Annotated in this window: 12 protein-coding genes, 1 tRNA gene and 1 pseudogene; 9 read left to right on the top strand and 5 right to left on the bottom strand. The window is 69.4% G+C overall.

The genetic code is table 11. From position 1 onward, the window contains the following. The 5 genes and pseudogenes from VDQ18_RS19300 to VDQ18_RS19280 form a co-directional block, all read left to right on the top strand. Positions 1-270, top strand: a pseudogene (locus tag VDQ18_RS19300) (MFS transporter); the annotation flags it as partial. Then, on the top strand, positions 270-959 hold the full coding sequence (locus VDQ18_RS19295; RefSeq protein WP_323022532.1) for a TVP38/TMEM64 family protein: 690 nt from the start codon (positions 270-272) through the stop codon (positions 957-959). The pseudogene VDQ18_RS19300 and the gene VDQ18_RS19295, both read left to right, overlap by 1 nt. Continuing rightward, positions 956-2,365 carry a dihydrolipoyl dehydrogenase family protein gene (locus tag VDQ18_RS19290; RefSeq protein ID WP_323022531.1) on the top strand — a complete coding sequence of 470 codons (1,410 nt, stop codon included), beginning with the start codon at positions 956-958 and terminating at the stop codon, positions 2,363-2,365. The genes VDQ18_RS19295 and VDQ18_RS19290 overlap by 4 nt, the downstream gene beginning before the upstream one ends. 22 nt (positions 2,366-2,387) lie before the next feature. After that, on the top strand, positions 2,388-3,776 hold the full coding sequence (locus VDQ18_RS19285) for a HAMP domain-containing sensor histidine kinase (protein ID WP_323022530.1): 1,389 nt from the start codon (positions 2,388-2,390) through the stop codon (positions 3,774-3,776). Between the two features lie 106 nt (positions 3,777-3,882). Then, positions 3,883-3,959, top strand: a tRNA-Arg gene (locus VDQ18_RS19280). 367 nt (positions 3,960-4,326) lie between these two features. Here the strand turns inward: VDQ18_RS19280 and VDQ18_RS19275 are convergent. Further along, on the bottom strand, positions 4,327-4,761 hold the full coding sequence (locus VDQ18_RS19275) for a GNAT family N-acetyltransferase (RefSeq protein WP_323022529.1): 435 nt from the start codon (positions 4,759-4,761) through the stop codon (positions 4,327-4,329). A 358-nt stretch (positions 4,762-5,119) separates the two neighbouring features. Between VDQ18_RS19275 and VDQ18_RS19270 the strand changes: the two genes are divergently transcribed. The 3 genes from VDQ18_RS19270 to VDQ18_RS19260 all read left to right on the top strand — a co-directional run bounded on the left by VDQ18_RS19270 (position 5,120) and on the right by VDQ18_RS19260 (position 8,118). After that, positions 5,120-6,388: an MFS transporter gene (locus tag VDQ18_RS19270; protein ID WP_323022528.1), complete on the top strand. Its 1,269-nt coding sequence runs from the start codon at positions 5,120-5,122 to the stop codon at positions 6,386-6,388. A 44-nt stretch (positions 6,389-6,432) separates the two neighbouring features. Next, on the top strand, positions 6,433-7,320 hold the full coding sequence (locus VDQ18_RS19265; RefSeq protein WP_323022527.1) for a serine hydrolase domain-containing protein: 888 nt from the start codon (positions 6,433-6,435) through the stop codon (positions 7,318-7,320). A 78-nt stretch (positions 7,321-7,398) separates the two neighbouring features. Further along, positions 7,399-8,118 carry a heparan-alpha-glucosaminide N-acetyltransferase gene (locus VDQ18_RS19260; protein ID WP_323022526.1) on the top strand — a complete coding sequence of 240 codons (720 nt, stop codon included), beginning with the start codon at positions 7,399-7,401 and terminating at the stop codon, positions 8,116-8,118. A 12-nt stretch (positions 8,119-8,130) separates the two neighbouring features. On the opposite strand, the gene modC is transcribed toward VDQ18_RS19260, so the two are convergent. From modC to VDQ18_RS19240, 4 genes are all read right to left on the bottom strand, one after another. Further along, on the bottom strand, positions 8,131-9,210 hold the full coding sequence (modC, locus tag VDQ18_RS19255; protein ID WP_323022525.1) for a molybdenum ABC transporter ATP-binding protein: 1,080 nt from the start codon (positions 9,208-9,210) through the stop codon (positions 8,131-8,133). Further along, complete coding sequence (gene modB / locus VDQ18_RS19250; protein WP_323022524.1) at positions 9,207-9,899, bottom strand: molybdate ABC transporter permease subunit; 693 nt, start codon at positions 9,897-9,899, stop codon at positions 9,207-9,209. The genes modC and modB overlap by 4 nt, the downstream gene beginning before the upstream one ends. Positions 9,900-9,920: 21 nt before the next feature. Further along, complete coding sequence (gene modA / locus VDQ18_RS19245; RefSeq protein WP_323022523.1) at positions 9,921-10,667, bottom strand: molybdate ABC transporter substrate-binding protein; 747 nt, start codon at positions 10,665-10,667, stop codon at positions 9,921-9,923. Positions 10,668-10,731: 64 nt separating this feature from the next. After that, a complete protein-coding gene (locus tag VDQ18_RS19240) occupies positions 10,732-11,103 on the bottom strand; it encodes a winged helix-turn-helix domain-containing protein (RefSeq protein WP_323022522.1) in 372 nt (123 codons plus the stop codon). 404 nt (positions 11,104-11,507) lie between these two features. On the opposite strand from VDQ18_RS19240, the gene VDQ18_RS19235 reads away from it, so the two are divergent. Next, the gene (locus VDQ18_RS19235; protein WP_323022521.1) at positions 11,508-12,860 is read left to right on the top strand and encodes a CmpA/NrtA family ABC transporter substrate-binding protein; all 1,353 of its coding nucleotides are present in this window, start codon (positions 11,508-11,510) and stop codon (positions 12,858-12,860) included. The last annotated feature ends 293 nt before the right edge of the window (positions 12,861-13,153 follow it).

Here is a 13,153-nt window from a genome sequence, read left to right as displayed (position 1 = left end):
GCGGGGGTGGTCTGGAACCTGGTGACGGTCTCCTACCGCCAGCGGCTGATCCCCGACGCGCTGTTGGGCCGCGTGAACAGCCTCTACCGCTTCTTCGGCTGGGGGATGATGCCAATTGGCGCGCTGGCGGGCGGCTGGATCGTCTCGCTGGCTGAAGAGCCCTTCGGCCGCGACATGGCCCTGCGTCTGCCCTATGTGGTTGCCGCGCTCGGCACCGCAGCGCTGGCCCTCTATGGCTGGCGGCGGCTGCGGATGAGCGGGCTTCACTGATGCGCCGCTGGCTGCCCCTGTTTCTGGTCCTGACCGGCGCGATACTCGGCGCCGTCTTCCTGCGTGACCAGCTGAGTTTCGAGGCGCTCGCCCGCCACCGCGAGGCGCTGCTGGCCTATCGCGACGCCCATCCGCTGCTGACGCCCGCGCTTTTCGTCGCCGCCTATGCGCTGATCGTCGCCTTCTCGATCCCCGGGGCGATCTGGGCGACGCTGACCGGCGGCTTCCTGTTCGGCCTCTTTCCCGGCGTCCTCTACAACGTGACGAGCGCCACGCTGGGCGCGCTGGCGCTGTTCCTCGCCGTGCGCGCCGGGCTGGGCGAGAGCCTGCGCGCCCGGATCGACGCCTCGGACGGGGCGGTCCGCCGGCTCAGCGACGGGATCCGCGCCAATGAGGTGCCGGTCCTGCTGTCCATGCGCCTGATCCCGGCGGTGCCCTTCTTCGTCGCCAATCTGATCCCCGCTTTCCTGGGGGTCCGCGCCGCCCGCTTCACCTGGACCACTTTCCTGGGCATCATCCCCGGCGCGCTGGTCTATACTTGGGTCGGCGCCGGGCTGGGCGAGGTCTTTGCGCGCGGCGAAAGGCCCGACCTGACTGTCATCTTCCAGCCCTATATCCTGGGCCCGATCCTGGGGCTGGCGGCGCTGTCGCTGCTGCCCATCCTGGTGCGGCGGAGGAGTGGCGCATGATCGAGACGGATATCTGCGTGATCGGCGCGGGCTCGGGCGGGCTGTCGGTGGCGGCGGGCGCGGCGCAGATGGGCGCCCGCACCGTGCTGATCGAAGGCCACGAGATGGGCGGCGATTGCCTGAACTACGGCTGCGTGCCCTCGAAGGCGCTGCTGGCCGCCGCCAAGGCCGCCGCCGCGCATCGCCGCCCCTTCCCGGGCGTCGCCGCCGACCAGCCCGAAGTGGATTTCGCCGCCGCCAAGGACCACGTGTCGCGGGTCATCGCCGCCATCGCCCCCCACGATTCGCAGGAGCGGTTCGAGGGTTTCGGCGTGCAGGTGATCCGCGACTGGGCGCGTTTCACCAGTCCGAACGAGGTCGAGGCCGGGGGCCAGCGCATCCGCGCCCGCCGCTTCGTCATCGCCACCGGCTCGCGCCCGCTGATCCCGCCGATCCCCGGCCTGGCCGAGACGCCCTATCTGACCAACGAGACGATCTTCGCCCAGAAGAAGCCGCCCGGGCATCTGCTGATCATCGGCGGCGGCCCGATCGGGCTGGAGATGGCGCAGGCCCACCGCCGCCTCGGCGCCATGGTCACGGTGATCGAGGGGGCGCGGGCGCTGGGGCATGAAGACCCCGAAGCGGCGGCGCTGGTCATCGCCCGGCTGAAATCCGAGGGCGTCGAGATCCTCGAGGGCGTCACCGTCCGCCGCGTCGGCGGCCGCGCCGGCGCCATCGAGATCGAGGTAGCGGGCGGCACGATCCTCGTCGGCACGCATCTGCTGGTCGCCACCGGGCGCGCCCCGGCGCTGGAGCGGCTGAACCTCGATGCCGCGGGGATCCGCCACGACGCGCGGGGGATCGTCACCGACGAGGGGCTGCGCAGCTCGAACCGGCGGGTCTATGCCATCGGCGACGCCGCAGGCCGGGGGCAGTTCACCCATCTGGCGGGCTATCATGCCGGGCTCGTCGTGCGCTCCGCCGTTCTGGGCCTCAGGGCGAAAGTGCGGACCGACCACATCCCCCGCGTGACCTATACCGCCCCCGAACTGGCCCAGGTCGGCCTGACCGAGGCCGAGGCTCGCGGTCAATACGGTGCCCGGCTGACCGTGCTGCGCCACGATTTCGCCGCCGCCGACCGCGCCCAGGCCGAGGCCGAGACGCTGGGCTTCCTCAAGGTCATGAGCGTCGGCGCCCGCCCGGTCGGCGCGACGATCTGCGGCACCGGGGCCGGTGAACAGATCGCCCTCTGGTCGCTCATTCTGGCCAATCGGATGAAACTGAACGCCCTTGCCGCGACGGTTCTGCCCTATCCGACCATGGCGGAACTTTCCAAACGCGCCGCCGGCACCTATTTTAGCCCCAAGCTGTTTGATAATGCCTTGATCAAGCGGGTGGTTCGGGCTGTCCAGCGTTGGGTGCCCTGACCGCCCGGTACGCGGGATACTGATGTTCTTTCGTTCGCTCTCGGGCCGATTCCTGCTGTTGACCCTGCTCTTCGTCCTTCTGGCCGAGGTGCTGATCTTCGTGCCCTACGTCGCCCGCTTCCGTGAAGACTATCTGCTGACGCGCGTCGAACGGGCGCAGATCGCCTCGCTGGCGCTGCTCGCCTCGGACGGGCAGATCTCGGACAAACTGGCCGAGGAGCTTCTGGCCACCGCCGGGGTCTACAACGTCGTCCTCAGACGCGACGCGGTGCGCGAACTGGTGCTGTCCTCGCCGGTGCCGGGGCCGGTGCGGGCGACCTATGACCTGCGCGAAAGCTCGATCTGGCTGCTGATGCGCGACGGGCTGGCGGCGATGTTCACGCCCGAGAATACCGTGATCCGGCTGATCGGCGACCCGGTGCAGGAGGCGGGGTTGCTGATCGAGGTCACGATGAACGCCGATCCCTTGCGAGAGACGCTCAGGGATTACGCGCTGAGGATCCTGTTCCTGTCGCTGGTCATCACCCTCGCCACCGCGGCGCTGCTGTTCCTGTCGGTGCAGACGCTGATCGTGACGCCCATCCAGCGGGTCATCGCCTCGATGGCGACCTATGCCAAGGCGCCCGAGGACGCGCGCTCGATCATCGAGCCCGATTCGCGGGTGACCGAGCTGCGCGCCGCCGAAGAGGCGCTGCAACATCTGCAGGAGGATCTGACCGCGGCACTGAAGCAGAAGGAACGGCTGGCGCAGCTGGGCGGCGCCGTGGCCCGGATCAGCCACGATCTGCGCAACATCCTGTCGACCGCCTCGCTGCTGGCCGACCGGATCGAGGGCTCGACCGACCCCGCCGTGGTGCGCTCGGCGCCGAAGCTGCTGAACGCGCTCTCGCGCGCCATCAGCCTGTGCGAAAGCACCCTCGCCTTCGGCAAGGCCGAGGAACCGCCGCCGCGGCTGACGCAATTCGCGCTGCGGCCGATGGTCGAGGATCTGGTCGATGGCGAGAAGATGGCGGCGGGCGAGGCCAGCTGCGCCGTGGAATTTCTGATCGACGTGCCGGCGACGATGATGCTGCGCGCCGATCCCGAACAGCTGTTCCGCGTCATCACCAACCTGGTGCGCAATGCCCGCCAGGCGATCGAGGCGACCGGCCAGCAGGGCTCGATCGAGGTGACGGCCCGCGACAAGGAGGACGGCACGGCGATTCGGGTCATCGACACCGGGCCGGGCCTGCCGCAACGCGCGAAGGACAATCTTTTCGCGGCTTTCCAGGGCGGCGCGCGCAAGGGCGGCACCGGGCTGGGGCTGGTCATCGCCGCCGAACTGATCCGCGGCCATGGCGGCAAGCTGGAGCTGGTGCGCAGCGACGAGGAAGGCACCGAGTTCCGCATCTGGCTGCCGCACGGGGCCTGACGGGCGCCTGCGCCGGGCCTGAGCGAAGTCTTTTGCCGCCCGATCAGAAAAGCGCCGAAACCCCCTTGCGCTGCCCGACGCCCCCCGCTAAATGACCCCCCATAGCGGACCCGTAGCTCAGCTGGATAGAGCACCAGACTACGAATCTGGGGGTCGGGCGTTCGAATCGCTCCGGGTCCGCCATTTCCCCTGTCAGATGCCCAGCAAAACCGACTTTTGTGTCACGTCGCTGACCCATGAGGGAGGTTTCTGACTTCCTGCCCCAGTGACGTCCTGCCCCAGTGATCGACACCCGAAGGGCGCATCGGCATGGACCAGGACGACCATGGCCGAAGGTCTGCGCGCTGGCTCGCACAGACAGGGTGACGGCCATTCGGACAGGGAGGATGGGCCGGGACGTTGCAGGCGGAAGCCGGTCTGCCGGCTGTCGCCTGGAGCCGGTGACACGCCCAGAGGGCGGGGCAGGGGCTAAGCGGTCATGTGTCGAAACGGCGGCGAAAGTCTTGAACCAGCCCTCATTGACCTATGCTGCAATCCATTTAAGTGGCGGCTAATCAGACAAGACAAATTGCGTCATGCCTGAACCCAACTGGTCAGTGGGTCGCTCTTGAAACCCAAAGTTCTGGTAAAATGCCTCCTTCCCCTTGGCAGACATTAAACCGATCGTCGCACCGGTCGCAGCGCGCGCCAATGTCTCTTCCAGGAGCTTTGAAACGATTTGCCTCCCGATTGAACGCTTCCGATGGGTCGGCAGCACAATGATGTCTTGGAGGTAGAAATACAGCACGCCATCCCCGACGACACGCCCCATGCCTATGAGGCGGTCCCCGTCAAAAACCGTCAGATCGACAATACTTCGCTTCAAGGCTGCGGCCGCTGTTTCGCGGCTAATCTCGCCCCACCCGCAGTCAGAACGCAGCTTTACGAAAGCCTCCGGTTTTGGCGGATCCAGTAGAAAAGAAATCCGATTGTCTGGCAAAGCCACACCTTCCGCTGAAAGGATTTTCTGCGCTTTGTCGCACTATGCCGACATTGGCGCAAGCGTAGCGAAAACCCGCAAAGTCCCGCACAGCGAACGCTCGCGTGTTTCGCACCGAAGGCCCGGTCTGGGTCGGAAATGCTTGGCATTCGAACCGGGATTGTTTGGCGCGGCCTGCCGACAGGATTCAGAAAATCCATAGGTTTGGGTCGCTTTCGGATGGCATCCGCCCCCCCTCTCCGATGATCAGCAGTTCCCCTTCCGGGGTCGCCCCCTGGCGCGTTCCGGCGGCTCACTTGGCGCTTGACCTCAAGGGGGCTTGAGGCCCTAGCCTTCCGGCACGCGATCACCGACAGGGATTCCAATGCGCGACGAGAGCCTGCCGCCCCGAGGCGCCCGTGTCGGGCGTTTCATCGCCGCCAGCGGCCTGGCCAATCTCGGCGACGGGATCGCCACCATCGCCTGGGCCTGGGTCGCCTCGCTCATCACCCGCGACCCGCTGCTCATCGCCGTGGTGGCCGTGGCGCTGCGCCTGCCCTGGGCGTTGCTGGCCCTGCCCGCGGGCATCGTCACCGACCGGGTCGACCGCCGCCGCCTGATCCTCGCCATGGATCTGGTGCGGGCGCTGGCCTTCGGCGCAGCCGCCATCGCGCTCTGGCTCGCCCTGCCGCTTGATCCGCCGTCCGGGGGCGGGGTCTCGTCGGTTCCCGTCTTCGTCACGCTGCTTCTGGCCGCACTGGTGGTCGGCGGGGCCGAGGTGTTTCGCGACAACGCCGCCCAGACCATGCTGCCCGCGCTGGTGCCGCATGACCGGCTCGAGGCCGCAAACGGGCGGCTGTGGAGCCTTGAGCTGACCGGCAATGCGCTGGTCGGCCCGCCGCTGGGCGCCTTCCTGATCGCGCTGTTCCTGCCGCTGGCCTTCGCCGCCAACGCGCTTTTCTACGCCCTTGCCGGGCTGATCGTGGCCAGCATCGCCGGGCAATTCCGCCCCCGGGGCGCGCAACGCCGGGACTGGCGCGGCGAACTGGCCGAGGGCTTTGCCTTCCTGCAAAATGCGCCTCTCCTGCGGCTCCTCGCCTGGCTGACAGGCTTCTGGAACCTGTTCTTCCAGATGGTGATGATCGCGCTGGTCCTGCATGTGCAGGAGAATCTGGGCCTCTCCTCGACCGGCTACGGGCTGGTGCTGGCGGCGGGGGCGGTCGGCGGGATCCTGGGCGGGCTGGCGGGCGAGCGGATCGTGCGCCGGATCGGCAAGGGCGCGGCGGCGCAATGGACGCTGCTGGCCTCGGTTCCCGCCTTCGCCGCCATCGCCTTGGCGCCCAACCTCATGACGCTGGCGCTGGTCCTCGCGCTTTTCGAATTCTGCGGGCTGGTCTGGAACACGGTCTCGGTCTCGACCCGCCAGCGGATGATCCCCGACGCGCTGCTGGGCCGGGTCAACAGCCTCTACCGCCTGCTGGCCTGGGGGATGATGCCGCTGGGCCTCTTGCTGTCGGGACTGGTGGTGCGGGCGGCCGAGCTGGTCCTCGCCCGCGAGCAGGCGCTGACCGCGCCCTTCTGGGTGGCCTCGGCGGGCGTGATGATCGTGACGCTGGCCGGATGGCGCGGGCTGGGCCGGGGCCTGCGCGGGTGAGCGATCCGTCTGGCGGGCGCGCGGGATTGTTGTAGGCTCGCCCGATGACGCCCGACGCGCCCCTTTTCCTGCACCGCATCCCCGGGCCAGAGCCCGCGCCCGATGCCCCGCTCGTGCCCTATTGGAGCGTCACCAAGACGGTGATCGCCCTCTGCGCCCTGCGGCTGGCCGAGGCGCAACGGGTCGATCTGGATGCGCCGCTGGCGGATATCGGCGCCACCCTGCGCCAGCTGCTGGACCATACCGCGGGCCTGCCGGATTACTTCACCCTGCCCGCCTATCGCGATTCCGTCGCCCGCGATGACGAGCCCTGGCCGGCGGACGATCTGCTGCGGGCAGCACTGGCGCAGGGGCGGCTTTTCGCCCCGGGCGAGGGCTGGGCCTATTCCAACGTCGGCTATCTGCTGGCCCGGCGCGTGATCGAGGAGGCGGCGGGCCTGCCGCTGGACGCAGTGGTGCAGGAGCAGATCTGCGCGCCCCTCGGTCTGCGCAGCCTCCGGCTGGCGACGGGGCGGCAGGATTTCCGCGACCTGCCCTTCCCGGGTGCGCAGCGCTATCACCCGGGCTGGGTTTATCATGGCTGCCTGATCGGCAGCGCCGAGGATGCCGCGAGGCTGATGCACGCGCTGTTCGCGGGCAAGATCCTGAAGCCCGGGTCACTGACCCAGATGACAGCCGCCCGCCCGCTGGGCGGCGCCCTGCCGGGTCGGCCGTGGACGGAATGCGGCTATGGGCTGGGGCTGATGTGCGGCCGGTTCGGAGCGGCCGGGCGGGTTCTGGGCCACAGCGGCGGCGGGCCGTTCAGCCTGGCGGCGGTCTATCATTTCCCCGACCTTCCGCTGCCGGTGACGGTGGCGGCCTTCACCGGCGGCGGCGACGAGGGCCGGGCGGAATTCGCGGCGCAGGACGCCGCGCTCAGGCCGCTGCGCTGAGGCCCCGCCCTCCGGCCCGGGCTTGACTTCGCCGCGCGCTCCGCGCCTTCTCGGTGTCCGTTCCGGCCGAGGCTTTGCATGACCGATCCGATCCGCCCCTCCCGCCTGCCGCTGATCGACATCGCCCGCGGCGTGGCGCTGATCGGCATGGCGGTGTTCCATTTCACCTTCGATCTGGAATTCTTCGGCCTGGTCGAGCCGGGCACCATCGTCTCGCTGCCCTGGCGGACCTTCGCCCGGCTCGTCGCCGGCAGTTTCGTCTTCCTCGCGGGGGTGAGCCTGGTGCTGGCGGCGCGGGGCGGGATGCGCTGGCCGGCCTTCTGGCGCGACACCGGCAAGGTGGCGGCGGCGGCGCTGCTGGTCAGCGTGGTGACCTATTTCTCTCTGGGCGAGGCCTGGGTCTTTTTCGGCATCCTGCATGTCATCGCCGTCAGCCGGGTGCTGGGCCTGCCCGCGCTGCGCCTGCCGGTCTGGGCGCTGGCGGTGCTGGGGGCGCTGGTCTGGGCGCTGCCGTATCTGGTGCAATTCCCGGCCTTCGACAGCCGCTGGCTGGCCTGGATCGGCTTTGCCGCGCTGCAGCCGGTGAGCATGGATCTGGAGCCGATCTTCCCCTGGTTCGGGCCCTTCCTGCTGGGCATGGCCTTTGCCAAGCTGGCGCTGGTCGGGCGGCGGCCGGGCGGCGATGGCGGGCCACTGGGCCGGGCGCTGGCCTGGGCCGGGCGGCATTCGCTGGTCATCTACCTGCTGCATCAGCCGGTGTTGATGGGGCTGCTGTTCGTGGTGACCCAACTCTTGTGACGCGGGGCCGGCCTAGCGCCCGCCGACATCCTCGGGCGCCACGGCGACCGACTTGATCACCGCGTGACAGGCGACCCCCGGTCCCAGCCCCAGAGCCTCGGCCGAGCGGCGGGTGACCCGGGCCAGCAACCGCCCCGCCCCGGTATCGACCGAGACCATCGCCCCCGGCCCCTCGCCGCCCCGGACCTCGTGCACCACGCCCGGCAGGATGTTCAGCGCCGACAGGCCTTCGGGCCGCCCGCGCGACAGGATCACGTCATGCGCTGCGATACGCACCCGCAGGCGGCTGCCTTCGGCCTGACCGACCCGCGGCAGGAAAAGGGGATGCCCCCCGGCCTGCAACTCGCTCAAACCGTCGGCGTGGTGGCGCAGCACCACCGCCTCGAGGATCGCGCCCGCGGAACGCGCACCCACAGGCGTCACCGCCGGATCGGCCAGAACCTCGGCCGCCGGCCCCTGCCGCACGACGCGGCCCTTTTCCAGCACCACGACGGTGGTCGCCAGCCGCGCCACTTCGGCGGCGGAATGGCTGACGTAGAGGATCGGCACCTCGGCCCGCAGGCGCTCGAAATAGGGCAGGATCTCGGCCTTGCGCGCCTCGTCCAGCGCGGCCAGCGGCTCGTCCGCCAGGATCAGCCCCGGCGAGGCCAGCAACGCCCGGCCGATGGCCACGCGCTGCTTTTCCCCACCCGACAAATCCCCCGGCCGCCGGTCCAGAAGCGCGCCGATGCCCAGCATCTCGGCCACCCGGCCCAGATCCTCGCGCCGTGCGCCCCTCGGCGCGAACCAGCGGCCGTAGAGCAGGTTCTGGCGGACCGAGAGGTGCGGGAAAAGCCGTCCCTCCTGAAACACATAGCCCAGGCGGCGGCGATGGGTCGGCAGGAAGATCCCCGCCGCGCTGTCGAACAGCACCTGATCGCCCACCGCGATCCGCCCCGCCTGCGGCCGCAACAGCCCGGCCACGGCATTGACCAGCGTGGTCTTGCCGCTGCCCGAGCGCCCGAAAAGAACCGTGATGCCCGGCGGCGCCTCGAAGGCGGCGTCCAGCAGGAAATCCCCCTGCCGATGGCTCACGCGGACCGAAACGCTCATGCCCCGCCCACCCGTTTCTGCACCCGCCGCGCCAGCAGTTCCGAGGCCAGCAGCGCCCCCATCGCCAGCACGACCGAGACCGCCACCAGCCGCAGGGCCGACCCCTCGCCCCCCGGCACCTGCAGGAAGGTGTAGATGGCCGAGGCCAGGGTCTGCGTCTGGCCGGGGATGTTGGAGACGAAGGTGATCGTGGCCCCGAACTCGCCCAGCGCCTTGGCGAAGGCCAGCACCGCCCCGGCCAGCACCCCGGGCAGGATCAGCGGCAGCGTCACCGTCAGGAACACCCAGACCCGCGAGGCGCCGAGGGTCGCCGCCGCCTCTTCCAGCTTCGGATCGACCGCCTCGAACGACAGGCGGATGGCCCGCACCATCAGCGGGAAACCCATCACCGCCGCAGCCAGTGCCGCCCCGGTCCAGCGGAAGGCGAAGACGATGCCGAGGGGCTGCAACAGCCCCCCCACCGGCCCCCGCACGCCGAAGGTGATAAGCAGCAGATAGCCGGTGACCACCGGCGGCAGGATCAGCGGCAGATGCACCAGACCGTTGACCAGCGCCTTGCCGGGAAAGGCCCGCCGCGCCAGCAGATGCGCCACGGCGATGCCGAAGGGCAGAGAGACCAGCGTGGCCCAGAAAGCGACTTTCAGCGACAGGGCGATTGCCTGCCATTCCGCGGGGCCGAGCCAGTCCATGCCGTCAGGGTCCGATCGTTCTTACGGGGTGGTGAAACCGTGCCGCGCGAAGATCGCCTGCGCCTCGTCACTTTGCAACCAGTCGAGGAAGGCCGCGGCGGTCGAGGCTTCGGCCGCAGCGGCGGTCACCGCGGCGGGATACAGGATCGGCGCATGGCTTTCGGCCGGGAAGGTATAGACGACGCTCGCCTCCGCCTCGGCCGCGGCGTCGGTGGCATAGACGATGCCGTAAGGCGCCTCGCCCGTCGCCACCAGCGCCAGCGCCGCCCGCACGTTGTCGGCCTGGGCCACCCGCGGCTCGACCGCCGCCCATTGTCCGAGGAAGCTGAGCGCCGCCTTGCCATAGACGCCCGCGGGCACCGCATCGACCAGCGCCATGGCCAGCCTCCCCTCGCCCAGCAGCGCGGCGATGTCGGGCGTGCCCTCCAGCGGTGCGGCCGCACCATGCGCGATCAGCACCAGGCTGTTGCCCAGCAGATCGACCCGCGTCGCGCCGTCGATCAGATCCTCACCCGCCAGTGTCTCCATCCAGTCGGTCGAGGCCGAGATGAACAGATCCGCCGGCGCCCCGGCCTGGATCTGCCGCGCCAGCGCCGAGGATCCGGCGAAGACCAGCACCGCGCGGTCGCCGGTCGCGCCCTCGTAGACCTGCGCCGCCTCGCCCAGCGCGTCCGACAGGCTGGCCGCCGCGAAGACGTTGAAATCGGTGGCGACGGCGGGCGTGGCCAGAACGGCGCCCAGGATCAGGGCGGAGAGGTGGCGAATCATCGGAGGTCCCTCAAGCAATATGTTCGTCGAAACATATCGCAAGCAGAACCCGCCGCCGCAAGCGTTATTTCCCGTCAGGCATATCGCGCAGGAACCCGGCCAGTGCGGCGATCTCCGCCCCGGCGGCCTCGGCGGCGATCTCCTCGATGCGGCGATAGCCCGCCAGCACCGCCTCGCCCATCGCCGTCAGCTGTGCCCCGCCGCCGCTGGCCCCACCCCGCGCCGACTGGACCAGGGGCTCGCGGAAAGCCGCGTTCATCTCCTCGACCAGCGACCAGGCGCGCTTGTAGCTCATGCCCATGGCCCGCCCGGCAGCCGAGATCGAGCCGGTCTCGCGGATCTGCTGGAGAAGATCGGCCTTGCCCGGGCCCAGCATGGCATCGGTGCCAAAGAGCAGTCGCAGGCGCAAACGGGTGGGGACGGGATCGGCAGGCATACCCCTGCATGCCAGCCGCGCCGGTTCCTGGCAAGCACCGGGCCGCGGCATCCCGGAGCGTAGGCGAATCGCGCACCGACTCCGGCGCCCTTCGCCGAGGGCCGCTTTCCTGATCACGGACCCCGCGACTGCCCGAAAATCGCGCATCGGCCCCACTTTTCGCCGCGCCGCAGCGACGAGAATGCGGCCGCAGCAAGCCCACGATTGCCGCCGCCGCCCCGAAGCGCGACACTGAGCTTGTGGAGGTGAGAACACCTTCGAACGAACCTCTTCCCGCAGTTTGGGAAACCTTGCACGGCCGCTGACAGGTCAGCTCCTCCCGCAGGATCCGTCAGCGGCTGTTTTTCCTTTCTCCACCGTTTCGCGCGAGTCTCTCCCGGCCCGATGCCCGGAAAGGACCCGCCATGCCCCGCCGATTCGCCGCCCTCCTCGCCCTGGTGCTGAGCCATCCGGCCGCTGCCCAGGAACCGGAGCTGGCCGAGCTGACCTTCGGCTTCATCAAGCTCACCGACATGGTCCCGCTCGCCATCGCGCTGGAGCGCGGCTATTTCGCCGAGGAAGGGCTGGAGATCACGCTGGAAGCGCAGGCCAATTGGCGGGTGCTGCGCGACGGCGTGCTGTCGGGCACGTTGCAGGGCGCGCAGATGCTGGCCGCGCAACCCCTTGCTGCCGGAATCGGCTATGGATCCGAGGCGCAGATCGTCACCCCCTTCTCGATGGACCTCAATGGCAATGGCATCACCGTCTCGACCGAGGTCTGGGAACGGATGCGCCCGCATGTCCCCTCCCTGCCCGACGGCCGCCCGCAACACCCGATCGGCGCCGAGGCGCTGGCCCCGGTTGTGCAGGCCTTCCGCGCCCAGGGCCGCCGCTTCGAGATGGGCATGGTCTATCCCTTCTCGACCCATAATTACGAATTGCGCTACTGGCTTGCGGCGGGCGGGCTGCATCCGGGCCTCTACGCGCCCGAGGATCCCAGTGGCCAGATCGGCGCCGATGTGTTCCTCTCGGTCACCCCGCCACCGCAGATGCCCGCGACGATGGCCGCGGGCGCGATCCACGGCTATTGCGTCGGCGAACCCTGGAACCAGGCGGCGGTGCAACGCGGCATCGGCGTCTCGGTCATCACCGATTACGAGATCTGGCCGAACAACCCCGAAAAGGTCTTCGCCCTGCGCGCCGATTTCGTCGAGGCCTATCCCAACACCACCCGCGCCATCGTCCGCGCCCTGATCCGGGCCGCCATGTGGCTCGACGCCGACGACAACGCCAACCGCGCCGAGGCGGCCGAGATCCTCAGCCGCCCGGCCTATGTCGGCGCCGAGGCCGGGATCATCGCCGCCTCGATGACCGGGACCTTCGAATACGAGCCGGGCGATGTGCGCGCGGTGCCCGATTTCAACGTCTTCTTCCGCTACGACGCGACCTATCCCTATTATTCGGACGCCATCTGGTACCTGACCCAGATGCGCCGCTGGGGCCAAATCGCCGAGGCCCGCGACGACACCTGGTATCACGAGGTCGCGGCACGAGTGTACCGGCCCGACATCTACCTCGACGCCGCACAAAGCCTGATCGACGACGGACTCGCCGCGGCCGCGGACTTCCCCTTCGGCAGCGACGGCTACCGCGAGCCGGTCACGCTGCTGGACGGCATTCCCTACGACGGCCGCAGTCCCAACGCCTATATCGACCGCCTGCCGCTGGGCTTGACGGGAACCACGCGCCTGATCAACGGCGAAGTGGTGCCCGAGTGACCGGGCGCGTGGCCACCGGGAATAGGCCGGGGGGATGCGCTCATGCAGAGAGGTGTTTCGCCCTCGTTGCCCGCTGCCGCGGGCGCCTCGGGCGACCAACGGCGCGGCGTGCCGCCGCGCCGAAACAGGAAGGGGGGCCGTCTGCCCCCCTCTTGGCCTGCGGCCAATTCACCCCCCGAGGATATTTGAGGCGCAAAGATGAAGATTAAGAGGGCGTTAAGCCGCCTTCTTTGCGCTTCAAATATCCTCGGGGGTCCGGGGGCAGAAGGCCCCCGGGGCCTCCACAGGCTCAA

The organism is Pararhodobacter sp. (genome assembly GCF_034676075.1).
Taxonomy (GTDB): domain Bacteria; phylum Pseudomonadota; class Alphaproteobacteria; order Rhodobacterales; family Rhodobacteraceae; genus Pararhodobacter.
This window is presented reverse-complemented; position numbering and strand designations above follow the sequence as displayed.

Bases quoted from the DNA above. Each gene is read 5' to 3' on its own strand.
- VDQ18_RS19295 (WP_323022532.1), top strand. From the start codon at position 270: ATGCGCCGCTGGCTGCCCCTGTTTCTGGTCCTGACCGGCGCGATACTC.
- VDQ18_RS19290 (WP_323022531.1), top strand. From the start codon at position 956: ATGATCGAGACGGATATCTGCGTGATCGGCGCGGGCTCGGGCGGGCTG.
- VDQ18_RS19285 (WP_323022530.1), top strand. From the start codon at position 2,388: ATGTTCTTTCGTTCGCTCTCGGGCCGATTCCTGCTGTTGACCCTGCTC.
- VDQ18_RS19270 (WP_323022528.1), top strand. From the start codon at position 5,120: ATGCGCGACGAGAGCCTGCCGCCCCGAGGCGCCCGTGTCGGGCGTTTC.
- VDQ18_RS19265 (WP_323022527.1), top strand. From the start codon at position 6,433: ATGACGCCCGACGCGCCCCTTTTCCTGCACCGCATCCCCGGGCCAGAG.
- VDQ18_RS19260 (WP_323022526.1), top strand. From the start codon at position 7,399: ATGACCGATCCGATCCGCCCCTCCCGCCTGCCGCTGATCGACATCGCC.
- modC (WP_323022525.1), bottom strand. From the start codon at position 9,210: ATGAGCGTTTCGGTCCGCGTGAGCCATCGGCAGGGGGATTTCCTGCTG.
- modB (WP_323022524.1), bottom strand. From the start codon at position 9,899: ATGGACTGGCTCGGCCCCGCGGAATGGCAGGCAATCGCCCTGTCGCTG.
- modA (WP_323022523.1), bottom strand. From the start codon at position 10,667: ATGATTCGCCACCTCTCCGCCCTGATCCTGGGCGCCGTTCTGGCCACG.
- VDQ18_RS19240 (WP_323022522.1), bottom strand. From the start codon at position 11,103: ATGCCTGCCGATCCCGTCCCCACCCGTTTGCGCCTGCGACTGCTCTTT.
- VDQ18_RS19235 (WP_323022521.1), top strand. From the start codon at position 11,508: ATGCCCCGCCGATTCGCCGCCCTCCTCGCCCTGGTGCTGAGCCATCCG.